Below are 21,935 nucleotides of genomic sequence, written 5' to 3'. Positions count from 1 at the left end.
CGGCCACCGTGGAGGAGGGATGGCGGGAAGAGACTGATACAGCCCTACACTGAGGCGGGTGCCGACCCCGATGCACCTCCCAGGTCACCCGGATTCCGACCGCCCCGAGCCCGGAGCCCCGCTCCAGTTCCGCTGGCGCAAGTGGGACGGCGGCCCGCACTGGGTCAACGACTGCATCTACCTCGGCAGGGACCGGTGGGGCGACTGGGTCGGTCAGCCCTCCGGCTGGCGCAACGTCCGTCCGGGGCTCGAGTTCGTCGCCGACGGACCCAACGTCACCCTCATCCCGCCGAGCGGCGACTACGCGATGACGGTCCACGGCGCGCCGCGGCGCGTGCGCATCTACATCGACGTCGCGTGGGACATCCGCTGGGAGGGCCACGAGCCCCGCGGCATCGACATGGACCTCGACGTCGTGAAGGCGATCGACGGGCGCGGCCTGTTCATCGACGACCGTGACGAGTGGGATGAGCACCGCGTCGCGTACGGCTATCCGCTCGACCTCGTCGACAAGCTCGAGGCGCTCGCCGTGGCCCTCGAGCGCCGCGTCGCGGCGGCGGAGGCGCCGTTCGATGACGCGACGCCCGATGCGTGGCTCGCCCGGCTCGCGTCCTACGACGCCGTCGCGCCGCCCCCACCCGTCTCCTTCGCGGCCGTGGGTGACGGCGGCCACGGCACAGACGGCACCGCCGCCTAGACTCGAAGCCGTGGCATCCCACCCCTCCGATCCCGAGCCGAACCGCGCCGACCTCCACAAGGACCCGTCGCGCGTGAGCGGCATGTTCGACCAGGTCGCGGCCGGCTACGACCGCACCAACACCGTGCTGAGCATGGGCAACGACCGGTTCTGGCGCGCCGCGACGACGCGCGCGGTGAACCCGCGCGCCGGGCAGCGCATCCTCGACCTCGCCGCGGGCACGGGCGCCTCGAGCGTCGCCCTCGCGGGCCGGGGCGCCACGGTGGTCGCGGCGGACTTCTCGCCCGGCATGATCGCCGAGGGGCGACGCCGGCACAGCGGCATCCGGAATCTCTCCTTCGTGCAGGCCGACGCGACCGACCTGCCCTTCGGCGACGACGAGTTCGACGCGGTCACGATGTCGTTCGGGCTGCGCAACGTGAACGAGCCGAAGAAAGCGCTGAGCGAGCTGCTGCGCGTCACGAAGCCCGGCGGGCGCCTCGTCGTCTGCGAGTTCTCGCACCCGCCGTCGAAGACGTTCAACGGCCTGTATCGCTTCTACAACGACCGTGTGCTGCCCGTCGTCGCGAAGACCGTCAGCTCCAACGCGGAGGCCTACGACTACCTGAATGAGTCGATCCGCGACTGGCCCGACCAGCGCACGCTCTCGGCGTGGATCCGCCAGGCCGGCTGGACCGACGTCGCGCACCGCAACCTGTCGATGGGCATCGTCGCGCTGCACCGCGCCACGAAGCCCCGGGCCTAGCGTCGTCGGTCGACGTGCGGCGGACCGCGACGAAACGCGCCCCCGGTAGGCTGGGCGTGTGACACCGACAGCGCCGGGCTCGCACATCGCGGGCAAGCTGGGCCTCAGCGACCGCATCTTCGCGGGCGCGCGATCGCGCGGCCTGCTCAAGACCGTCGAGGCGGGGCTCAAGCGCGTCGACAGCGCCCTCGAGCGCGAGCTGCGCGTGGCCGACACGCTCGCCGACGCGACGAGCCGCTATCTGTACGACGCCGGCGGCAAGCGCATCCGCCCGATGCTGGCGCTGTTGACCGCCCAACTCGGCGACGGCGCCACCGACGCGGTGATCGACGCCGCGACCGCGCTCGAGATGACGCATCTCGGATCCTTGTACCACGACGACGTGATGGATGCTGCCGACAAGCGTCGCGGTGTTCCCAGTGCGCACGCGGTGTGGGGCAACAACGTCGCGATCCTCACCGGCGACCTGCTGTTCTCCCGCGCGAGCCAGATCATGGCACGCCACGGTGAGGACGCCATCCGGCTGCAGGCCGACACGTTCGAGCGGCTCGTGCTCGGGCAGATGCACGAGACGGTCGGCCCGTCCGACGACGACGACCGCGTCGCGTTCTACCTCCAGGTGCTCTCCGACAAGACGGGTTCGCTCATCGCGGCGGCCGCGCAGTCGGGCATCGTCTTCTCCAACGGGCCCAAGCAGTTCGAGCAGGCGATGGTGACGTTCGGCGAGAAGGCCGGTGTCGCGTTCCAGCTGCTCGACGACGTCATCGACCTGTCGGCCGACCCCGACGAGACCGGCAAGGTGCCCGGCACCGACCTGCGGGCCGGCGTGCCGACCATGCCGTACCTCGTTCTCGGGCAGCGGACCGATGCCGCCTCCGTCGACCTGCGCACGCGCATCGACGAGGGCGTGGCGCGCATCGCCGACGGGGCCGATCCCGCGATCCTCGACGACCCGCTCGCGCAGCTGCGCGACCACGAGGCCACCCAGGCGACCCTCGACCTCGCCAACGCGTGGTCGACCGAGGCGATCGAGGCGCTCGCGCCGCTGCCCGACGGCGCGGTGCGGGAGGCCCTCACCCGCTTCGCCCAGGCCGTCGCCGACCGCTCAAGTTGATCCCCGTCCGAGTTCTTCTCCGCCTCCGGCATCCCGGCCGTTGAGCGAGCGATGAACGAGCGAGACGGAACGCCCGAAAGGACCACCATGACCAAGCTCCGATTGGCGATCGTCGGCGCAGGACCGGCGGGCATCTACGCCGCCGACATCCTGCTGAAGGCCGAGCGCAAGTTCGACGTGTCGATCGACCTGTTCGAGCAGCTGCCCGCGCCGTACGGGCTGGTCCGCTACGGCGTCGCCCCCGACCACCCCCGCATCAAGGGCATCATCACGGCCCTGCGGGAGGTGCTCGATCGCGGCGACATCCGCATCTTCGGCAACGTGCGCTTCGGCGAGGACATCACCCTCGACGACCTCAAGCGCCACTACAACGCGGTCATCTTCGCCACCGGCGCGATCCGCGACACCGATCTCGACATCCCCGGTATCGACGCGGTCGGCTCGTACGGTGCCGCCGACTTCGTGAGCTGGTTCGACGGGCACCCGGATGTGCCGCGCGAGTGGCCGCTGGAGGCAGCATCCGTCGCCGTCATCGGCAACGGCAACGTCGCGCTCGATGTGTCGCGCATGCTGGCCAAGCACGCCGAGGACCTGTTGCCGACCGAGATCCCCGACAACGTCCACCGGGGCCTGGTCGCCTCGAAAGTGACCGACGTGCACGTGTTCGGCCGTCGCGGACCCGCGAACGTGAAGTTCACCCCGCTCGAGCTCCGTGAGCTGGGCGAGCTGCGCGACGTCGACATGGTCGTGTACGACGAGGACTTCGACTACGACGACGCGGCCCGCGCCGCCATCGCGAGCAACAAGCAGGTCATGGTCATCGACCGCGTGCTGCAGTCCTGGCGCAAGCGCGACTCGGTCAACAACGCCGGCGGCTCCGCGTCGCGCCGGCTGCACCTGCACTTCTACGCCAAGCCGATCGAGGTGAAGACGGATGCCTCCGGCCGCGTGTCAGCTCTCGTCTACGAGCGCACGCGTCCCGACGGGGAGGGCGGTGTCGTCGGCACCGGCGAGCTGCGCGAGGTGCCGATCCAGGCGCTGTACCGCGCCGTCGGATACTTCGGATCGCCGCTGCCGGGGGTGCCCTTCGACAAGCGCCACGGCGTCATCCCGAACCGCGAGGGCCAGGTGCTGAGCAAGGACTCGAACCAGCGCGTCAACGGCGTGTACGCCACCGGCTGGATCAAGCGCGGCCCGGTGGGCCTCATCGGCCACACGAAGTCCGACGCGATGGAGACGATCCGTCACCTCATCAACGACCAGGGCACGTGGTGGCAGCCTGCCGACCCGTCGGAGGCCGCCATCCCCGCACTTCTCGCCGAGCGCGGCGTGGCCTGGACCGACCTCGACGGCTGGCACCGCCTCGACGAGCACGAGATGGCCCTGGGCGCACCGCACGAGCGGGCGCGCATCAAGGTCGTGCCCCGCGACGAGATGGTCACGATCTCCCGCAGCACCCCCGATCGTTGAGCTCGTCGGGACGCCGCCCCTAGGCTGAGGGCATGGCCGGGCCATCCCTCACCTGGGTCCCCGACATCCTGGGGGAGCCGTTCGAGCAGCTGACGCTGCCGCTCGGCCTGGACGGCGAGCACGGGCCGCTGGTCGCGACGCTGGTGCGCAGCATCCCGAATCCGCTCCTGACGCTGTTCGCGCCGCTGCGCGAGGTCGACGTGCTCTACGTGCACGGCTGGTCGGACTACTTCTTCCAGCGGGACCTCGCGCGGTTCTGGACGGGGCGCGGTGCGCGCTTCTACGCGCTCGATCTGCGTCGCTACGGGCGAAGCCTCAGGGACGGGCAGGCGCCCGGGTACGTCGACTCCCTCGAGGACTACGACGTCGACATCGCGGCCGCGCTGCACGCGATGGGACACGCCGCGGATCCAGCCGGACAAGCATCGCCCTCCGAACCGGACACGCGCGGCGGCCACCGCAAGCTCGTCCTGATGGGCCACTCGACCGGAGGCCTCACACTCACGCTCTGGGCGGCTCGGCACCCCGGCCGCGCGCACGCGATCGTGCTCAACAGCCCGTGGCTCGAGCTCCAGCTGGGCACATTGGGTCGCCAGGCACTGGCACCGCTGGTGGACATGCGGGCGAGGCTCGACCCGCGCGGAACGCAGCCCGCCGTCGACTTCGGGTTCTACACGCGCGCGCAGCACGAGATCGGCACGCTGCCGCATGACGATCACCGCGCCGTCTGGCGGCCCGACCGGGGATTCCCGACGGCGCCGGGGTGGTTGTCGGCCGTCATGGAGGGGCACCGCCGCATCGCGGCCGGCGTCGACGTGGCATGCCCGGCGCTGGTGCTGCTGTCGGTGGCCTCGACGACGCCGCTGTCGTGGAAGGAGTCCATGACGTCGACGGACTCCGTGCTCGTGGTCGACGACATCGCCCGCGCCGCGACCCGCATCGGCGGGCTCGTCACGATCGCCCGCGTCGAGGGTGCGATCCACGACGTCTTCCTCTCGCGCCCCGCCCCTCGCGCGATCGCGTACGATGCTCTCGACCGCTGGGCTCGCGCGTACGTCGTACCGGACGAAAATGTCCCCCGAAGAGGGGACAGCGCTCTTGTGGACAGTCGGGTTAAGCTGTAGGGGAGATGTCCCCAGCATCTCAGGGAAGGCCCTCCCCAAGAATCCTTCCCATCCGTCGTCACGCGCCGCTAACCGGGGGGTTGGTTGTGCGAGAGCAGACGACGACAGGCCCCGGGTGTCCCCAGCACCCGGGGCCTTTATCGTTCCCGGCCGCGTCGGTCACTCCGCGCGGCGGGCGAGCACGCGCACGAGAAGGACGTAGGTCGTGAGCGAGAGGACGTACCCGAGCAGGTACACGACGAGCTCCTGCGCGACGAAGCGGCTGTAGTCGAGTGCTCCTTCGGCGACCGCCGGCGAGCTCTGGCTCAGCAGGTACGCGGCCGTCTGGCCGGCGGCCAGGATCGCCAGCAGCGCCAGCACGGCGAGGAGCGCGAGCCAGATGCGGCTGCGCCACACCCGGCCGGCCGCGGCCATCGCGGTCGTCGACGTCCAGTCCGGCACCTCGGGGTCGAGCCACCCGTTCACCCGGGGGATCAGGATGACCGCTGCGATGAACGCGGCGTTGAGGATCGCGGTGCCGACACCGGCTGCTGAGCCCCCGTCGACGTCGCTGCGCACGAGCGAGGGGATGAGGAGGACGACCAGCACCGGCAGCGTCGCGACGACGGCCGACAACACGGCCCGGAGGAAGCGCATGGCCCGAGTGTAGGGTCAGTCTCCACCGCGATTGAGGAGCGACGACGATGCCCATCACCCCCACGTCGGCCGACGCCATGGAGACTCTCCGCCGACGCACGAGCGAGAAGTGGGGCGTCTACGCCGACGACGTGCTGCCGATGTTCGTCGCCGAGATGGACTTCCCGCTGGCGCCGGCGATCAGGAGGGCGTTGCACGAGGCGATCGACCTGGGGGACACCGGGTACGTCAATCCACTGGATCCCGGGGCTCGGAAGGCGTTCCGAGACTACGCCGCGGCCGCGTGGGGATGGGAGCCGGATATCGAGCGGATGGGCATCACGACCGATGTCAGCGTCGTGATCGTGGAGTCGCTGCGCCGGATGATCGAGCCCGGCGAGGGGGTCGTGATCACGCCGCCGATCTATCCGCCGTTCTACGACCTCGTCCCCGAGGCAGGCGGAGTCGTCGCCGAAGTGCCGCTGCACGACGACGGATCTTCGTACGCGCTCGACCTCGAGGGCATCGACCGGGAGCTGGCCACGGGCGCGAAGGGCGTACTGCTGTGCAGCCCGCACAACCCCGTCGGGCTGGTCCACGACCGGGCGACCCTCGAAGAGCTCTCCCGCATCGTCGCGCGCCACAAGGGGTTCGTCATCTCGGACGAGATCCACGCACCGCTGACCCATCACGGCGTGGAGTTCACGCCGTACCTCACCGTCTCGGAGGAGGCGCGGGCCCACGGGATCGCCGCCGAGTCGGCAAGCAAGGCGTTCAACCTCGCCGGGCTCAAGACCGCGCTGTTCGTGTCGGAGTCGGACCGCATGACCGACCTCATCCGCTCGCTGCCGGAGGAGGTCACTTTCCGGGCGGGGCAGTTCGGGCTGATCGCGACGCGGGAAGGGTTCGCCCACAGCCGCGACTGGCTCGACGGCACGATCGCCGCGGTGCAGCGCAATGCCGACCTTCTCCAGGCCGAACTCGCCGCTCGTCTGCCCGCGGTGCGACTTCGGCGTCCCTCGGCGAGTTACCTCGCGTGGCTGGACATGTCCGCTCTGGGCTGGGGAGACGACCCCGCCGTCCTCGCCGAACAGCACGCACGTGTGGCGCTGTCGAGCGGACCGAGGTTCGGTCGGCAGGGCGCGGGGCATGCGCGGATGAACCTCGCCTGCGCGCCCGAAACGATCACCGAGGCGGTGCGGCGGCTCGCGAGCGTGACAGGCTGAAGCGGAGCCCCAGCCCCATCAGGGACCAGCGCTACCGGTAGTTGACGAACTGGAGATCGACGTCGAGGTCCGCCGCCTTCAGCAGGCGCTGCACCTCCTGCAGGTCGTCGCGGGACTTCGACTGCACGCGCAGCTCGTCACCCTGGATCTGCGACTTCACCGACTTCGGACCCTCGTCCCGGATGATCTTGGAGATCTTCTTCGCGTTCTCGGACGAGATGCCGTCCTTGATCGTCGAGACGATGCGGTACTCCTTGCCGCTGGCGAAGGGCTCGCCCGACTCGAGGCTCTTCAGCGAGATGCCGCGCTTGATGAGCTTCGACTGGAAGACGTCGAGAACCGCCTTCGCGCGATCCTCGGTGCTGGCCTTGATGAGCACGGACTCGCCGCTCCACTCGACGGACGCCCCGGTGCCCTTGAAGTCGTAGCGCTGCTCGATCTCTTTGCGGGCCTGGTTGAGGGCGTTCTCCGCCTCCTGGTGGTCGACCTTGCTGACGATGTCGAACGAAGAATCTGCCATGGCCGGAAGTCTATCGGCGGCTGTCGCGCGGCGCGGGAGAACGGACGCCGCTGCAAGCGGTTCCCGTCGCCGTCAGGTGTGCAAGCGATTCCACGCAGACGCTGAAAGTCACGGCGAGGTATCGATCCGATCCCGGTGTTGCCATATGGCGTCTGCTGAGTTACAAATGTAAGCGCTTGCATTTCGCAGGTATGAGTCGAACCCGCACCGTCGCGACCGACAGTGCGGCCGGACTCACTCAGCACTCCAGAGAGGCACTGCACCGATGAAGGTGAACAAGAAGAGCTGGCTCGCGCTCGGCGGTCTCGCCGTCGCGTCGATCGTCCTCGCGGGCTGCGCGGGCAGCGGTGACAACACCGGTTCGAGCGACGAGGGCGACGCCACGTCGACCCTGACCGTCTGGGTCGACTCCGAGCGCGTCGACGCGCTGAAGGGCGCCGCCGACGCGTACAGCGAGAAGACCGGCGTCAAGGTCGACCTGGTGGGCAAGGACACCGGCAAGATCAAGGACGACTTCATCCAGCAGGCCCCGACGGGCAAGGGCCCGGACGTGGTGATGGGCGCCCACGACTGGCTCGGCGAGCTGTCGACCAACGGCGTCGTGGCGCCGATCGAGCTCGGCGACACCGCCGGTGACTACCTCCCGGTCGCGCTGCAGGCCTCGACCTACGAGGGCACCACCTACATGCTTCCGTACGCGGTCGAGAACATCGCCATCCTGCGCAACGCCGACATCATCCCCGAGCCGGCCACGAGCTTCGACGACATGATCGCGAAGGGCCAGGCCGCCGGCCTCACCACCCCGTTCGTCGTGCAGCAGGGTGTCGAGGGCGACCCGTACCACCTCTACCCGTTCCAGACCGCGTTCGGCGCTCCCGTGTTCGGCACCGACGCCGAGGGGAACTACGATCCGGCCGACCTGCAGATCGGCAACGAGGGCGGCTTCCAGTTCGCCAGCTGGCTCGGCGCGCAGGGTGCCGCGGGCAATTTCAACACCGACGTCGACGGCGACATCGCCAAGACCAAGTTCCTCGAGGGTGAGGCGGCCTTCTGGCTCACCGGCCCGTGGAACGTCGGCGCCGCGACCGATGCCGGTATCAACGTGGCGATCGACCCGATCGCGAGCCCGACCGGTGCCCCCGCCCAGCCGTTCGCGGGCGTGAAGGGCTTCTTCGTGAGCGCCGAGTCCGACAACAAGGTCGCCGCGAACGACTTCCTCGTCAACTACATCGGCACCGAGGATGTTCAGCTCGAGCTCTTCAAGGCCGGCAGCGTGCTGCCCGCCCTGACTGCTGCTGCCGACACCGCTGCCGCCGACCCCATCATCGCCGGTTTCCAGACCGTCGGTGCCGACGCCGTTCCGATGCCCGCCATCCCGGCGATGGGTGCCGTGTGGCAGTACTGGGGCATCGCCGAGGCCGCGATCATCAATGGCGCCGACCCGACGGCGACGTGGCAGAAGCTCACCGACGACGTGAGCGCAGCCATCAAGTAACACCCTGCGGTCTCAGGACCGTGACAGGCGACCGGGACGGATGTCGAGGCATCCGTCCCGGTCCCGATGATGAGGATGATCGATGACCGATACTCTCTCGACCGCGACTGACGAGAAGGTCCCGCCGCAGACGCCCCGGCAGCGCAGCGCTGCCCGCACGGCGGATGCCGCCGGCGGCCGGCTGCGCTGGATCGTGCTCAAGATCGTGATGCTGGCGATCGTGGACGCCGTCGCGCTGTACGCCGTCTTCGTCCTCTTCCTTCACAACGAGTGGCTCGTCCTCACCCTGGTGACGGCCGTGACGATCCTCGTCAATTGGATCTACTTCTCTCGCAAGCAGATCCCCGGGAAGTACCTGACCCCCGGCATCATCCTGCTGGTCGTCTTTCAGATCTTCACCCTCAGCTACACCGCCTACATCGGGCTGACCAACTACGGAACCGGCCACAACGGCTCCAAGGATCAGGCGATCGCGTCCCTCATGCGATCCTCGCTCGTCCGCGTCGAGGACTCGCCGACGTTCGACGTGACCGTCGTCGAGCGCGTCGGCGAGCTCGGCCTGCTGGTGACCGACCCCACCGACGGCGAAGCGTCGCTCGGCACCAACCAGAAGCCGCTCGAGTCCGTCGACGCCACGATGGACGGCGGCAAGGCCGTCGCGGTGGATGGCTGGACCACGCTCACCTTCGCGGACGTGCTCGCCCGCAGCAACGAGGTCGAAGAGCTCGCGGTGCCGTACAGCGACGACCCCAATGACGGGGCCATCCGCACGCAGGACGGTCAGAAGGGCTACCTGTACACCTCCACTCTCGTGTACGACGCCGCCGCCGACACGATGACCGACACCGCCACCGGCACCGTCTACACCGACTCCGGCGAGGGCGCCTTCACCTCCGAGTCCGGTGAGCAGCTGCTGCCCGGCTGGCAGGTCTTCGTCGGCTTCGACAACTTCGTGCGCGCCCTGACCGACACGACGATCCGCGGCCCGCTCCTGGCGGTGACGGCATGGACGTTCGTGTTCGCCATCGTCTCGGTGGCCACGACCTTCTTCCTCGGCCTGCTGCTCGCAATGCTGTTCCAGAACAAGCGCATGCGGTTCAAGAACGGGTATCGGATCATGCTGATCCTGCCCTACGCGTTCCCGGCGTTCCTGTCGGCCCTCATCTGGGCGGGCATGATGAACAAGAGCTTCGGCTTCATCAACCAGGTGCTCCTGGGCGGTGCCGAGATCGGCTGGCTGACCGACCCGTGGATCGCGAAGTTCTCGGTCCTGCTCGTCAACCTCTGGCTCGGTTTCCCCTACATGTTCCTCGTGTGCATGGGGGCCCTTCAGGGCATCCCCGAGGAGGTCAACGAAGCCGGTGTCATGGACGGCGCGAGCCCCTGGCAGATCTTCCGTCGCATCAAGCTGCCGCTGCTGCTCGTGACGGTGGCGCCCCTGTTGATCGCGTCGTTCGCCTTCAACTTCAACAACTTCAACCTGATCTACATGCTCACCGGCGGCGGGCCGCGATTCGAGGACACGGCGATACCGGCCGGGCACACCGACCTGTTGATCTCGATGGTCTACAAGGTCGCGTTCACCGGGCAGAACCGCGACTACGGCCTCGCCTCGGCGTTCACGATCCTGATCTTCATCGTGGTCGCGGTGATCGCTGTGATCAGTTTCCGCAAGACCAAGGCCCTCGAGGAGCTGAACTGACATGTCGGAATCCCAGGACCGTCTCGCCCACCCCGACAAGACCGTCACGCAGAATGCGACCCTGGCCGTCGCGGGCGGCAGTGCCGCCGAGCAGTTCGAGACCGCGGCCCCCGGCATGGCGCCTTCGCCGCGTGCCGAGCGACCGGCTCGCCGTCGCCCGTTCGGCAGGTGGTTCGCCGACACCGGCTGGCGCCACGTCGTCGCGATCGTGGTGTCGGCGTTCGCGATCTTCCCGCTGCTGTACGTGCTGTCGGCGTCGCTGAACCCGAGCGGCACCCTCACGGGCACGAACCAGCTGTTCTCGGCGGTCGGCATCGACAGTTACGTGCGCATCCTCACCGACCCGCAGATCCCCTACCCGCAGTGGTTCCTCAACACCATGATCGTGGCGCTGATCACCGGTTTCACGATGGTGTTCATCGGGGCCCTCGCCGCCTACGCCTTCTCGCGCATGCGCTTCACCGGGCGCCGCGTGGGCCTCATCACGATCGTGGTCGTGCAGATGTTCCCGCAGATGCTGGCCGTCGTGGCGATCTTCCTCATGTTCAGCGCCATCAGCGACTGGTTCCCGGCGATCGGACTCAACACGCTCAGCGGGCTGGTCCTGATCTACCTCGGCGGCGCGCTCGGCGTGAACACCTACCTGATGTACGGCTTCTTCAACACGATCCCCAAGGAACTCGACGAGGCGGCGAAGATCGACGGCGCCGGCCACGCCCGCATCTTCTTCACGATCATCCTCCGCCTGGTCGCGCCCATCCTCGCCGTCGTCGGACTGCTCTCGTTCATCGGGATCGTGAACGAATACATGATCGCGAGTGTCCTGCTCATCGATCCCGACAAGCAGACGCTCGTGGTCGGTCTCACCAAGCTGGTGTCGAACCCGCGATACGCCGACTGGTCGGGCTTCGCCGCAGGCGCGGTCATGGCCGCGATCCCGGTCGTCATCGTCTTCCTGCTCCTCCAGAAGTACATCGTGGGGGGCCTGACCGCCGGCGCCACGAAGGGCTGATCAAGCACAGCTGATCGCAGAGCGGATGCGAGAAGGCGCCACTCCTTGGAGCCCGTCGGAACTTCCGCTCTGCGATGATCGAGGCGAGCACCGCCACCGCCCGCCTGACGAAAGGCCGAGCCATGACGACCGTCCTCCCTCACCACGACGGCTCGCCGCTGCACGTGTCCGACCTGGCGCCGCAGCTCGGCGACGTGGTCACCGTGCGGCTGCGCGTGCCGGCGGGCTACGGCCCGCTCGCGGCGGTGCGCACGCGCTCCAATCCCGATCACGAGCCGGAATGGACGGATGCTGCGCCCCTCGGCTCGTCCGACGGCTGGGAGTGGTGGGAGGCACCCGTCACCGTGCGCAACCCGCGGCACGGCTACCGCTGGGTGCTCGTGCACAGTGCCGATTGTGGTGGTGACGGGCGGGTGGAGTGGCTGAACCAGACCGGCCTGCACACGATCGAGACCCTCGACGCCGAGGACTTCGCCCTCGTCGCGTCCCCTGCCCCGCCCGCATGGCTCACCGACTCCGTGATGTACCAGGTGTTCCCCGACCGCTTCGCGCGGTCGGCGCAGGCCGATGCGCATCCGACCCCGGACTGGGCGATCCCGGCGGATTGGGACGACCCCGTCGACCCCGTCGTGCCGGCGCGGTCGCAGCAGTTCTACGGCGGCGACCTCGGCGGCGTCATCGAGAAGCTCGACCACCTCGTCTCGCTCGGCGTCAACCTGCTGTATCTCACGCCGATCTTCCCCGCGGCCTCGAATCACCGCTACGACGCCTCGAGCTTCGACCGCGTCGACCCACTGCTCGGCGGAGATGAGGCGTACGTCCGGCTGATCGAGGCCGCCCATGCCCGCGGCATCCGTGTCATCGGCGATCTCACGAGCAACCACTCTGGTGATCGGCACGAGTGGTTCCAGGCCGCGCTCGGCCATCCCGGCGCCCCGGAGGAGGAGTTCTACTACTTCACGGATGACGCGAACACCGAGTACGCGTCGTGGCTCGGCGTGCCGAGCCTGCCCAAGTTCAACTGGGCGTCGCAGGAGCTCCGCGACCGGTTCATCGAGGGACCCGACTCCGTCGTCGCGAAGTGGCTCAAGCCGCCGTACTCGGCCGATGGCTGGCGCATCGACGTCGCCAACATGACCGGGCGCCTCGGGTCCGTCGACCTCAACGCCGAGGTGCGCCAGCTGCTGCGGCGCACGATGATCGAGATCAACCCCGACACGATCCTGCTGGGGGAGTCGACCAACGACGCCGCGAGCGACCTGCAGGGCGACGGCTGGCACGGCGCCATGACGTACCCGTCGTTCACGCGGCCCGTGTGGGGGTGGCTGTCCGAGCCGACCCACGCGGCCTACCTCACGTACGACGGCCGTGAGGCGACCGAGCCCTGGTTCTTCACCCAGCCGATCGGCGGCATCCCGCGGTACTCCGCGCGGCAGTTCGTCGACGCCGTGGTGCGCTTCACCGCCGGCATCCCGTGGCGGGTGCGGCTCGGCAACATGCAGCCGCTCGACACGCACGACACCGGGCGCTTCGCGACGAACGCGGCGCCGGGGACGGTGCCGGTCGCGGCAGGCCTCATGATGACGCTGCCGGGCCTGCCCGTGATCTTCGCGGGCGACGAGTTCGGACTCGTCGGGGTCGACGGCGAGGCGAGCCGCACACCGATCCCGTGGGGCACCGAGAGCGAGCCCGAGGTGGCCGAGCGGCTTGCGCTCTACCGCGAGCTCGTCGCGCTGCGCCACGCGCACCCGGTCCTGTCGACCGGAGGGCTTCGGTGGGTGCACGTCGACGACGAGTCCGTCGTGTTCGTGCGGGAGGCCGCCGACGAGACGCTGCTCGTGCTGGCGGCGAAGGGCGACGCGGATGCCGAGATCCCCGCGGGTGCGCTCCCGGGCGCCGCTTCGGCTGAGGCGCTCGTCGGCGACGCGACCCTCGCGGTGGCCGACGACGGAGCGGTGCTGCTGTCGGCAGACGGGCCCGCGTTCGCCGTGTGGCGGCTCTCGGGCGTCAAGGTGCCCGCACCGGAGCCTCGGTCCGCGACTGCGGACGAAGTGTCGCGCGGCGTGGTGTCGGCCGACGAGACCACTCCCGCGGAGCAGGTCGAGTCCGCCTGACGACGCCGCTGCGGGCTGTGGACAACCGTGACACGCAGTCGCATCGTTTGACACACTGAGTCCCATGTCAGCGTTGACCACCATCGGCCTGCCCGTGGCCCTCGGAATCATCATGTTCGGGCTCGGCCTGAGCCTCACCATCGGCGACTTCGCCCGCGTCCTCAAGCAGCCCAAGGCGGTGATCATCGCCCTGGTGTGCCAGCTGCTGCTGCTGCCCCTGATCTGCTTCGGGCTGGTGCTCGCGTTCCAGCTGCCGCCGATCCTCGCGGTCGGCATGATGATGCTCGCGGCGTCGCCGGGCGGCACCACAGCCAACCTCTACAGCCACCTGTTCCGGGGCGACGTGGCCCTGAACATCTCGCTCACGGCCGTGAACTCGGTGATCGCCGTGTTCACGCTCCCGCTCATCACCAACCTCGCCATCCTCTACTTCAACCCGTTCGACGACCAGCTGGGACTGCAGTGGGCGAAGACGGTGGAGGTCTTCGCGATCGTGCTGCTGCCCGTGGCGCTCGGCATGATCGTGCGCCGCTTCTGGCCGCGTTTCGCGGAAGCGATGGACAGACCGGTGCGCATCGCGTCGGTCATCATCCTCGTCGTCGTGATCGCGGGCGCCGTCGCGCAGAACTGGGCGCTGCTGCTCGAGAACTTCGGCCGCCTCTCGCTCATCACGATCGTGTTCTGCCTGATCAGCCTCACGGTCGGCTACTTCGCGCCGCGCCTGGTGAGGGTCGGCAAGCGGCAGTCGATCGCGTCGTCGTTCGAGATCGGAATCCACAACGCGACGCTCGCGATCGTCATCGCGCAGACCGTGCTCGGCTCCGTGGAGCTGTCGCTGCCGGCAGCCGTGTACGGCGTGCTGATGTTCTTCATCGCGTTCGGGTTCGGCTTCCTCATCCGCGGCCGATCCGGCGCTGCCGAGGAGCCGTCGCCCGACGCCGTGGACGACGTGGCCGAGCCCGCGGCACGCTGACCCCGGGCGCTCCGACCGCGCCCGACCCCGCCCTCCCCGGGCCGTGAGACGACAGCTGCAGGACGAGACCCCGGGTGAACCCCACTGTCTCGTCGCGTGACTGTCGTCTCACGGTGGAGGCTGAGTGCGGAGGGTCTGCCGACGACACGCGGGGTGGCGGCATCCGTCGTCCTTCGTAGACTGGGCGGGCGAGGAGGTGCCATGCGCCCACTGACCGAAGATGAGCTGCGTTCCGCATTCGTGAACGCCTCCGCCGACGAGCTGCGTCTCGTCACCCTGCCTCACGACTTCGTGCTCACCGACTGGGATCACCTCGACTTCCTGGCGTGGCGCGACCCGCGCACCCGCGGTCGGGGCTACCTGGTCGCCGAGATCGACGGCGAACCCGCCGCCATCGTGCTGCGCGGCGCGGAGGGCTCGTCCCACGCGCGCGCGGCGCTGTGCAACCTGTGCCACACGATGCAGCCCGCCGATCAGGTCACCATGTACACGGCACGCAAGGCCGGCGAGGCGGGCATGCACGGCAACAGCGTGGGCACGTACATCTGCGCCGACCTGTCATGCCACGAAAATGTTCGCCTCGCGCCGCCGCTCGCGCCGAACGAGGTGAGGGCGAGCGTCGACATGAAGATCGACGGCACGCGCCGGCGCACCGAGGCGTTCGTCGGCCGTGTGCTCGAAGCCGCGAGAGTGCCGCGATGACGGTGGTCGTGGTGGGCGACGCGCTCATCGACGAACTGCGCGACGACCATGGCGTCCGCGAGTTCGTCGGAGGAGCCGCGCTCAACGTCGCGGTCGGCCTCGCGCGGCTCGGCGTACCGGCGACCCTCGTCGCGATGCTGGGCGACGACGAGCCCGCCTCGCGCGTGCGGCGCTATCTCGCCGACTTCGGCGTCGGGCTCCTCGCGACGCCGTCGCTCCTGGGCACCGCACGCGCCGTGAGCACGCGCTCCGGCGCGGCGGAGCCCGTGTACGAGTTCAATGAGGCGTCAGAGCGCCGGCGGATCCGCTTCGGCGACGCCGAGCGCCAGGCCTTCGCGGACGCCGACCTCGTGGTCGTGAGCTGCTTCGCCTTCGACGACGCCGAGCAGGCCACGGAGCTTGCCGACGCGATCGCCGGGGCCGAGGCACTCGCACTGAGCGGGGGACGAGCCCAAGTGTCCGTCGCGATCGATCCCAACCCCCGCACCGGCATGATGCACGACGAGGACGAGTTCGTGCGCGGCTTCGAGGCCCTCGCGGCCGGAGCTGCGCTCGTGAAAGTCGGCGAGGACGACGCCGCGCTGCTGTACGACGACCGGCTCGACGCCGTGCGCGCCCGCCTGATCGACCTCGGTGCCCGCGCCGTGCTGGCGACCGAAGGTGCTGCCGGCGCCACGATCGAGGCCGGCGACGTCGTGGTGACACGGCCGATCTCGAACCTGCCCGGCCGCATCGTCGACACGATGGGCGCGGGCGACGCCGCCTTCGCCGCCGCTGTCGCCGCGCTCGTCGCGAGGACGCCGGACGGAGCCGAGGACTGGGACACGGTGCTGGTCTCGGCGATGGACGCGGCGGCCGCGACGTGCCGTTTCGAGGGGGCGCTGCTGCGCACGCCGAGCGCGCTCGAAGGCCTCGACCTCGACCACATCGGCACGTAGAGCGGGCCGATTTCAGACCTCGGGCATCTACGCGTAATATGGTGGATCGCGCCTCCGGTCGTCTGGAAAAGTCGGACGGGTGCGCACCTGGCGAGTTACCCAAGCGGCCAAAGGGATCTGATTGTAACTCAGCTGTCATCGACTTCGGGGGTTCGAATCCCTCACTCGCCACCGTGAATCGAAAGCCCCCGGGTCCACCGGGGGCTTTCGCTGTTGTTGCGACGGCGACGCAGGAGGCGCGCGGGGGCCGGCTCAGTGAGTGACGTCGGCCGCTTCCTTCCTTCGTCCCGAAAGTCGCGTCGTCGACCGCTCATGGCCCCACGCCGAGGATCGATCCCGCGTCCGTGGTCAGCAGCACGACCGTGCCGAGTCCGAGAGCTGTGTCGATCAGCCGACGAGGCAGCGCGCGAGCGGTCTCGGCTCCCGCGCAGTGGCCGATGCGCTCACTGAAGGTGACGATGAGGCGCCCGTCATATTCCGAGTGCGCGATCGACGCGATTTTCGAGCACTGCTAGCATTCGAAAACCGAGCGAGCGCTCGGAATTCGAGAACGAAGGAGTTCTGATGATCGCGACGACGCGAACACGAGCACGTGCGATGCTCGCCACGGGAGTGGCCCTCGCCCTCGCGGCGGGAGGCATCATCCTCGGCGCGGCCCCCGCCACAGCAGCCGGTGGCCCGGCGCAGTCCTGCGCGCGGACCCTACCCGTCGGCGCATCCACGCTGGAGGTGTCCTTCGCGGGAGAGACCTATGGCGTCCTCGTCCAGGTGCCCGACGCGCCGCTGCGTCGCGAGCTGCCGCTCGTCGTCGACCTCCACGGGTCGAACGCGAACGGCGGCGTGCAGGCCGATATCTCGGATCTCGGAGAGATCGGCGCCGCCCAGGGCTTCATCGTCGTCAGCCCGACCGGCGACATCGAGTTCCCACGGACGCTGCCCGACGGCAACTGGGCCTGGAACGTCCCCGGCGTGCCGCTGACCTCCGGCACCTACCCTCCCGCCGGGTCTCGCGACGACGTCGCCTTCCTCCGCGCCGTCGTCGACGCGGTGGACGCGGCCGGGTGCGTCGATGAACGCCGCGTCTTCGCCACCGGCTTCTCCGGCGGCGGCCGCATGGCGTCGGCGCTCGCGTGCGAGGCATCCGACGTCTTCGCCGCGATCGCACCGGTCGCCGGTCTTCGAGCCGGGCGTCCGGACCCCGCAGCGCTTTCCGGGCCCGTGGCCGACTCCTGTTCCCCTGACAGGCCGGTCGCCGTCGTGACCTTCCACGGAACCGCCGACTTCGTCAACCCGTACCCGGGCAACGCCGACCCCCGCTGGGGATACACCGTCCAGCTGGCCGCCCAGCGCTGGGCCGCGCTGAACGATTGCCGTCGTGGCCCGGTCGTCACGCCGGCAGGCGCCGGGATCACCGCCTACTCGTGGTCGAACTGTGCCAAGCAGGCCGACGTCGTGCTCTACGAGGTGGCGGACGGGGGCCACACCTGGCCCGGAACCGACGTCGACCTCTCGCCGCTGGGCGCCGTCTCGCAGGAGATCAGCGCCTCGCAGATCATGTGGGACTTCTTCAAGGCCCACCCGCGCCGCGGCTGAGGCGGCTCGTTCGAGGCGCCGGGGCACCCGCTCCGGCGCCTGGAACCATGCGCGGGATCATCGAGGGTCGAGCCCACGCGGATCCGCCCGAGCGCGCCGCCGGGCGGCATGTCAGGATGGGCGGTGCAGGCACTCCGCCCGCGTCACGAGAGGAACGCCATGACCGCGCCCGACCCGTATGCGACGCCCGCTCCGAGAGGGGAAGCAGGGCAGACGGATGCCTCGCCCTCGCCGCTGCTGCGGATCGCCATCTGGGTCGCGATCGGCGCCCTCATCGCCGCGGCGCTCGTCTGCGTCGTCTGGGTGCTGATCGGTGGGCAGAACGGCCTCATCGGACGGGCGTTCCTGACGATCCTGCTGCTCGTCGCGTTCGCCGGGGTCGCCATCCTCGACGCCCACCTCGCGCCGCGGCGTCCGGCCTGGTTCGCGCTCGCGAGCATGGCCTCGTGGATCATCGCGCTCCTGCTCGGCGCCATCATGATCTGGATGCCGGAGCGCTACTACTGGATCGGATTCTCGAAGTTCGTCCAGTTCCTGCTGATCGTGCTGATCCTGCAGCTCGTCCTGCTGCATGTCCGCCTGTATATGAAGGCGCTCCACCGTCACGACACGCCGTTCACCCGCACCGTGGCGGTCATCACGATCGCCCTCGTGGTCGGCCTCGCGGCCCTGCTGATCATTCCGCTGGCGTTCGGCGAGTGGCTCATCCTCGCCGACCTCTACTGGCGCATCGTGGTCGCCGTCGCGATCCTGGCGGCGGTCGGAACGGCGCTGCTGCCGCTCGTGAACGTGCTGCTCGCGCCGAAGAAGCCCCGATCCCACGTCGCCTACCCGGCCCTCGCCGCACCGGTCGCCCCCGCAGCCATCACCGCGCCGGGCGGCGCTCCGGCCCCGCAGGAGCTCCTCCCGTGGCCGACGTACGTCGACGGCGTCACGCCGTTGCCGATGCTGCCTGACGGCTCGCCCGACTGGAACGCGTATTACACGGGGTACCCGTCGCCGGGCGCGCACGTCTTCACGCGGATCGAGCCGGCTCCGTCCGCGCAGCTGCCTGGCCCGCAGGCTCCCGCGCTCGCCGAGCCCGCCACCCCCCAGCCGCCGGCGACGGCGCCGGGGTACGAGGGCTACCCGCCACCCCCGCCGCTGCCGCCGCGCCCCTGAGCGCCGGACCCGCTGCGGGTCGCAGCATCCGACTCCTTCTCGCTCAACAGGTCAACCGGGGTTCTGCAGGAGAGTTCGAGCCGATTCCTGCTGTGGAGCCGCGGTTGACCTGTCGAAGCGCGTTCACACGCTGCGTACCCGACCACGGCATGGCAGGTCATCGCCCGAGCATCTCCAGCGCGGCCATGGCGGCGTTGTGCCCGCCGAGGCCGCTGACCGCGCCGCCGCGGCGCGCCCCCGAGCCGCACATCAGCACGTTCGAGTGCTGCGTCGCCACGCCCCAGCGCTCGGCGGGCGTGTCGAGCGGCTCGTCGTCGCCCGCCCACGGCCACGAGAGCGGGCCATGGAAGATGTCGCCGCCCACCATGCCGAGTGATCGCTCCAGGTCGGCGGTGGTGCGCGCCTCGACGCACATCGTGCCGTCGGGAGCCTCGTAGAGGCAGTCGGCGATGGGCTCGGCCAGCACCGTGTCGAGCGAGCGCTGGGCCGCGTCGAGGAGCGCAGCGCGCGCAGCATCCGTGTCCCGTCCGTCGACGAGGCGGTGCGGCACCTGGAGGCCGAAGAGCGTCAGGGTGTGCGCGCCCGATGCGCGCAGCTCGGGACCGAGGATGGTCGGATCGGTGAGGGAGTGGCAGTAGATCTCGGCCGGGAGGGGATCAGGGATGCTGCCGCCCACCGCCGCGCGGTGTGCGTCGTCGAGCTGGGTCATGGTCTCGTTGACGTGGAAGGTGCCGGCGAACGCCGCCTCGGGAGCGACGCTGTCGTCCCGAAGACGGGGCAGCCGCTTCAGCAGCATGTTGACCTTCAGCTGCGCGCCCTCGGGTGCCGGCGCGTCGGCGAGAGGGGCGCCTGCCCCGCCGGCCGCGAGCAGTCGCGAGAGAACCGCCGGGCCGACGCCGCTCAGCACCAGCTGCGCCTGCACGACGCCACCGCCGGCGAGCGTGACCTCCCCGTCCGGCGTCACGGCGGTCACGTCGGTCCGCGTGCGCAGCTCGACCCCAGCCTCGGCCGCGGCGCGCGACAGTTCGCCCGTCACACGGCCCATGCCGCCCACGGGCACGTCCCAGTGCCCTGTCCCGCCGCCGATCACGTGGTAGAGGAAGCAGCGGTTCTGGCGGAGGCTCTCGTCGTCGGCGGAGGCGAAGGTGCCGATGAGACCGTCGGTGAGCGCGATGCCGCGGGCGATGTCGGTGTCGAACGACGACCGGATCACGTCGCCCAGGGGGCGCTCGAACAGGTCGGACCAGAGCCGGCCGTCGCCGAGGTCCGCCCGCACGTCTCGCTCTCGATGCAGCGGCTGCGTCATGGAGGGGAAGAGGAGACGCGCGATCGGCTCGATCCGGTCGGCGAAGTCGCCGAAGCGCGTCGCCTCACCGGTGGTCCCGGTGACGCGCGCGACCGACGCGCCGGTGGCCGCGGCATCCGCGGTATCGATCAGAATGCCCCGCGACGGAGCCGCCGGGTCGGGCGTGTACGAGGAGTAGCGGCGTCGGAGGAGACGGATGCCGAGCCCGAGGTCGTCGATGATGCTCGGCGGGAGCAGGCTGACGAGATAGGAGTAGCGCGAGAGCCGGGCGTCGACGCCCGCCCACGGCTGCTCCGACACCGCGGCCCCGCCGACGTGGTCGAGCCGTTCGAGGACGACGACGGACCGTCCCGCCCGGGCCAGGTAGGCGGCGGCGACGAGGGCGTTGTGACCGCCGCCGACGATGGCGACGTCGAAGCGGCGGGACTGGGCGGCAGCGACCATGGGCTCCACGCTACCCACGCGGTTGCTCGGGCCGCGCGCCGCTTCGTTACCGTGGAGGTATGAGCCTCGAGCACGACCTCGAATCCCTTGCCATCGACATCGCCCGCGAAGCCGGGGAGCTCGCGCGGACCCGCCGCGAGGCGGGCGTCGCGATCGCCGCGACCAAGACCGCGCTCGCCGACATCGTCACGGAGGCCGACCGCGAGGTCGAGGCCCTGATCCGCGCCCGGCTGACGGCCGCGCGCCCCGACGACGGCTTCCTCGGGGAGGAGACCGGCGGCGACTCTGGCGAGAGCGGCGTCACGTGGGTCGTCGACCCGATCGACGGCACCGTCAACTACGCCTACGGCATCCCCTCGTACGCCGTCAGCATCGCCGCAGTGCGGGGCGAGCCCACGCCCGGCGAGTGGGAGGCGCTGGCCGGCGTCGTCTACACCCCGGCGCTCGGCGAGATGTTCCACGCCGCCCGCGGCGAGGGCGCGTGGCTGGGCGTGAACCGGCTCTCCGTCAACCCGGAGGTCGGGGGAGCCGGTGCTCTCCTCGCGACCGGGTTCGGCTACGACCCGGCGACCCGGCCCGGCGACATCGAGCTCATCGGCCGCGTCATGCCCGCGGTGCCCGCACGAGACCTGCGCCGCGGCGGATCGGCCGCGAGCGACCTCGCATTCGTCGCCGCCGGCCGCTTGGACGGCTACTTCGAACGTGGGCTCGCCCCATGGGACCTCGCGGCGGGGTCGCTGCTCGTCACCGAGGCTGGGGGGCGTTTCGGCCGGGCGGAGCCCGACGGCGGTCCACGTGCACCCCTCGTCGTGGCTGCGACTCCGGCGATCTTCGATCGCCTCGCCGAGGCCGCGGGACTCGCGTGATGACGCGCCTCTCATCGAATCCTCACGAAACGCGCGTCATGAAATCCGAGCCGCACATGGCATTCCCAGGACGCCCGGGGTAGGGTTTACCCGATCGTTACCTTCGCCACCCGAACGG

The 21,935-nt window shown here is 69.9% G+C and carries 19 protein-coding genes and 1 tRNA gene; 17 read left to right on the top strand and 3 right to left on the bottom strand.

All coding sequences use genetic code 11. The features are described 5' to 3' along the window. Positions 1 to 58: 58 nt before the first annotated feature. From J2Y46_RS17760 to J2Y46_RS17740, 5 genes are all read left to right on the top strand, one after another. Complete coding sequence (locus J2Y46_RS17760) at positions 59 to 697, top strand: DUF402 domain-containing protein (protein ID WP_310244083.1); 639 nt, start codon at positions 59 to 61, stop codon at positions 695 to 697. Positions 698 to 707: 10 nt separating this feature from the next. After that, complete coding sequence (locus tag J2Y46_RS17755) at positions 708 to 1,442, top strand: demethylmenaquinone methyltransferase (protein ID WP_045296664.1); 735 nt, start codon at positions 708 to 710, stop codon at positions 1,440 to 1,442. A 58-nt stretch (positions 1,443 to 1,500) separates the two neighbouring features. Further along, positions 1,501 to 2,556 (top strand): polyprenyl synthetase family protein, encoded by a 1,056-nt coding sequence (locus J2Y46_RS17750; protein WP_045296665.1) that lies wholly within the window; start codon positions 1,501 to 1,503, stop codon positions 2,554 to 2,556. Between the two features lie 87 nt (positions 2,557 to 2,643). Beyond that, positions 2,644 to 4,026 carry an FAD-dependent oxidoreductase gene (locus J2Y46_RS17745; RefSeq protein WP_045296666.1) on the top strand — a complete coding sequence of 461 codons (1,383 nt, stop codon included), beginning with the start codon at positions 2,644 to 2,646 and terminating at the stop codon, positions 4,024 to 4,026. A gap of 32 nt (positions 4,027 to 4,058) precedes the next feature. Next, entirely contained in the window at positions 4,059 to 5,150 is a 1,092-nt protein-coding gene (locus J2Y46_RS17740; RefSeq protein WP_084695421.1) for an alpha/beta hydrolase, read from the top strand. Positions 5,151 to 5,309: 159 nt separating this feature from the next. On the opposite strand, the gene J2Y46_RS17735 is transcribed toward J2Y46_RS17740, so the two are convergent. Continuing rightward, positions 5,310 to 5,786 (bottom strand): hypothetical protein, encoded by a 477-nt coding sequence (locus J2Y46_RS17735; protein WP_045296667.1) that lies wholly within the window; start codon positions 5,784 to 5,786, stop codon positions 5,310 to 5,312. Between the two features lie 47 nt (positions 5,787 to 5,833). Between J2Y46_RS17735 and J2Y46_RS17730 the strand changes: the two genes are divergently transcribed. After that, positions 5,834 to 6,991: an aminotransferase class I/II-fold pyridoxal phosphate-dependent enzyme gene (locus J2Y46_RS17730; protein WP_310244074.1), complete on the top strand. Its 1,158-nt coding sequence runs from the start codon at positions 5,834 to 5,836 to the stop codon at positions 6,989 to 6,991. Positions 6,992 to 7,022: 31 nt separating this feature from the next. Here the strand turns inward: J2Y46_RS17730 and J2Y46_RS17725 are convergent, their stop codons facing one another. Further along, a complete protein-coding gene (locus J2Y46_RS17725; RefSeq protein ID WP_045296670.1) occupies positions 7,023 to 7,511 on the bottom strand; it encodes a YajQ family cyclic di-GMP-binding protein in 489 nt (162 codons plus the stop codon). Between the two features lie 265 nt (positions 7,512 to 7,776). Between J2Y46_RS17725 and J2Y46_RS17720 the strand changes: the two genes are divergently transcribed. From J2Y46_RS17720 to J2Y46_RS17675, 10 genes are all read left to right on the top strand, one after another. After that, positions 7,777 to 9,006: an extracellular solute-binding protein gene (locus J2Y46_RS17720; RefSeq protein ID WP_310244070.1), complete on the top strand. Its 1,230-nt coding sequence runs from the start codon at positions 7,777 to 7,779 to the stop codon at positions 9,004 to 9,006. An 82-nt stretch (positions 9,007 to 9,088) separates the two neighbouring features. Further along, complete coding sequence (locus J2Y46_RS17715; protein ID WP_045296673.1) at positions 9,089 to 10,708, top strand: ABC transporter permease subunit; 1,620 nt, start codon at positions 9,089 to 9,091, stop codon at positions 10,706 to 10,708. Positions 10,709 to 10,823: 115 nt separating this feature from the next. Further along, positions 10,824 to 11,720, top strand: a complete 897-nt coding sequence (locus tag J2Y46_RS17710) for a sugar ABC transporter permease (protein ID WP_310244125.1) — start codon at positions 10,824 to 10,826, stop codon at positions 11,718 to 11,720. A gap of 122 nt (positions 11,721 to 11,842) precedes the next feature. Next, positions 11,843 to 13,834 carry a glycoside hydrolase family 13 protein gene (locus J2Y46_RS17705; protein WP_084695425.1) on the top strand — a complete coding sequence of 664 codons (1,992 nt, stop codon included), beginning with the start codon at positions 11,843 to 11,845 and terminating at the stop codon, positions 13,832 to 13,834. 64 nt (positions 13,835 to 13,898) lie between these two features. Then, on the top strand, positions 13,899 to 14,807 hold the full coding sequence (locus tag J2Y46_RS17700; RefSeq protein ID WP_310244065.1) for a bile acid:sodium symporter family protein: 909 nt from the start codon (positions 13,899 to 13,901) through the stop codon (positions 14,805 to 14,807). 201 nt (positions 14,808 to 15,008) lie between these two features. After that, positions 15,009 to 15,509 (top strand): FBP domain-containing protein, encoded by a 501-nt coding sequence (locus J2Y46_RS17695; RefSeq protein ID WP_310244059.1) that lies wholly within the window; start codon positions 15,009 to 15,011, stop codon positions 15,507 to 15,509. Beyond that, positions 15,506 to 16,447 (top strand): PfkB family carbohydrate kinase, encoded by a 942-nt coding sequence (locus J2Y46_RS17690; RefSeq protein ID WP_310244056.1) that lies wholly within the window; start codon positions 15,506 to 15,508, stop codon positions 16,445 to 16,447. The genes J2Y46_RS17695 and J2Y46_RS17690 overlap by 4 nt, the downstream gene beginning before the upstream one ends. Before the next feature lie 89 nt (positions 16,448 to 16,536). Next, positions 16,537 to 16,618 (top strand) — tRNA-Tyr (locus tag J2Y46_RS17685). A 393-nt stretch (positions 16,619 to 17,011) separates the two neighbouring features. Continuing rightward, complete coding sequence (locus J2Y46_RS17680) at positions 17,012 to 18,040, top strand: PHB depolymerase family esterase (RefSeq protein WP_310244054.1); 1,029 nt, start codon at positions 17,012 to 17,014, stop codon at positions 18,038 to 18,040. 159 nt (positions 18,041 to 18,199) lie between these two features. Next, the gene (locus tag J2Y46_RS17675; RefSeq protein WP_310244051.1) at positions 18,200 to 19,201 is read left to right on the top strand and encodes a hypothetical protein; all 1,002 of its coding nucleotides are present in this window, start codon (positions 18,200 to 18,202) and stop codon (positions 19,199 to 19,201) included. A 157-nt stretch (positions 19,202 to 19,358) separates the two neighbouring features. Here the strand turns inward: J2Y46_RS17675 and J2Y46_RS17670 are convergent, their stop codons facing one another. Then, on the bottom strand, positions 19,359 to 20,951 hold the full coding sequence (locus J2Y46_RS17670) for an NAD(P)/FAD-dependent oxidoreductase (protein WP_310244048.1): 1,593 nt from the start codon (positions 20,949 to 20,951) through the stop codon (positions 19,359 to 19,361). A gap of 59 nt (positions 20,952 to 21,010) precedes the next feature. On the opposite strand from J2Y46_RS17670, the gene J2Y46_RS17665 reads away from it, so the two are divergent. Next, positions 21,011 to 21,817, top strand: a complete 807-nt coding sequence (locus J2Y46_RS17665; protein WP_045296681.1) for an inositol monophosphatase family protein — start codon at positions 21,011 to 21,013, stop codon at positions 21,815 to 21,817. Positions 21,818 to 21,935 lie beyond the last annotated feature (118 nt).

Source organism: Microbacterium sp. BE35 (genome assembly GCF_031457705.1).
GTDB classification, from domain to species: Bacteria; Actinomycetota; Actinomycetes; order Actinomycetales; family Microbacteriaceae; genus Microbacterium; species Microbacterium trichothecenolyticum.
The sequence above is the reverse complement of the archived record's forward strand: the minus strand, read 5'-3'. Positions and strand labels throughout refer to the sequence as shown.

What these genes read in the sequence shown, in the direction of transcription:
- J2Y46_RS17720 (WP_310244070.1), top strand. Translation starts at nt 7,777, where the DNA reads ATGAAGGTGAACAAGAAGAGCTGGCTCGCGCTCGGCGGTCTCGCCGTC.
- J2Y46_RS17725 (WP_045296670.1), bottom strand. Translation starts at nt 7,511, where the DNA reads ATGGCAGATTCTTCGTTCGACATCGTCAGCAAGGTCGACCACCAGGAG.
- J2Y46_RS17680 (WP_310244054.1), top strand. Translation starts at nt 17,012, where the DNA reads ATGATCGCGACGACGCGAACACGAGCACGTGCGATGCTCGCCACGGGA.
- J2Y46_RS17700 (WP_310244065.1), top strand. Translation starts at nt 13,899, where the DNA reads ATGTCAGCGTTGACCACCATCGGCCTGCCCGTGGCCCTCGGAATCATC.
- J2Y46_RS17670 (WP_310244048.1), bottom strand. Translation starts at nt 20,951, where the DNA reads ATGGTCGCTGCCGCCCAGTCCCGCCGCTTCGACGTCGCCATCGTCGGC.
- J2Y46_RS17695 (WP_310244059.1), top strand. Translation starts at nt 15,009, where the DNA reads ATGCGCCCACTGACCGAAGATGAGCTGCGTTCCGCATTCGTGAACGCC.
- J2Y46_RS17740 (WP_084695421.1), top strand. Translation starts at nt 4,059, where the DNA reads ATGGCCGGGCCATCCCTCACCTGGGTCCCCGACATCCTGGGGGAGCCG.
- J2Y46_RS17735 (WP_045296667.1), bottom strand. Translation starts at nt 5,786, where the DNA reads ATGCGCTTCCTCCGGGCCGTGTTGTCGGCCGTCGTCGCGACGCTGCCG.
- J2Y46_RS17710 (WP_310244125.1), top strand. Translation starts at nt 10,824, where the DNA reads ATGGCGCCTTCGCCGCGTGCCGAGCGACCGGCTCGCCGTCGCCCGTTC.
- J2Y46_RS17665 (WP_045296681.1), top strand. Translation starts at nt 21,011, where the DNA reads ATGAGCCTCGAGCACGACCTCGAATCCCTTGCCATCGACATCGCCCGC.
- J2Y46_RS17675 (WP_310244051.1), top strand. Translation starts at nt 18,200, where the DNA reads ATGACCGCGCCCGACCCGTATGCGACGCCCGCTCCGAGAGGGGAAGCA.
- J2Y46_RS17705 (WP_084695425.1), top strand. Translation starts at nt 11,843, where the DNA reads ATGACGACCGTCCTCCCTCACCACGACGGCTCGCCGCTGCACGTGTCC.
- J2Y46_RS17745 (WP_045296666.1), top strand. Translation starts at nt 2,644, where the DNA reads ATGACCAAGCTCCGATTGGCGATCGTCGGCGCAGGACCGGCGGGCATC.
- J2Y46_RS17715 (WP_045296673.1), top strand. Translation starts at nt 9,089, where the DNA reads ATGACCGATACTCTCTCGACCGCGACTGACGAGAAGGTCCCGCCGCAG.
- J2Y46_RS17690 (WP_310244056.1), top strand. Translation starts at nt 15,506, where the DNA reads ATGACGGTGGTCGTGGTGGGCGACGCGCTCATCGACGAACTGCGCGAC.
- J2Y46_RS17730 (WP_310244074.1), top strand. Translation starts at nt 5,834, where the DNA reads ATGCCCATCACCCCCACGTCGGCCGACGCCATGGAGACTCTCCGCCGA.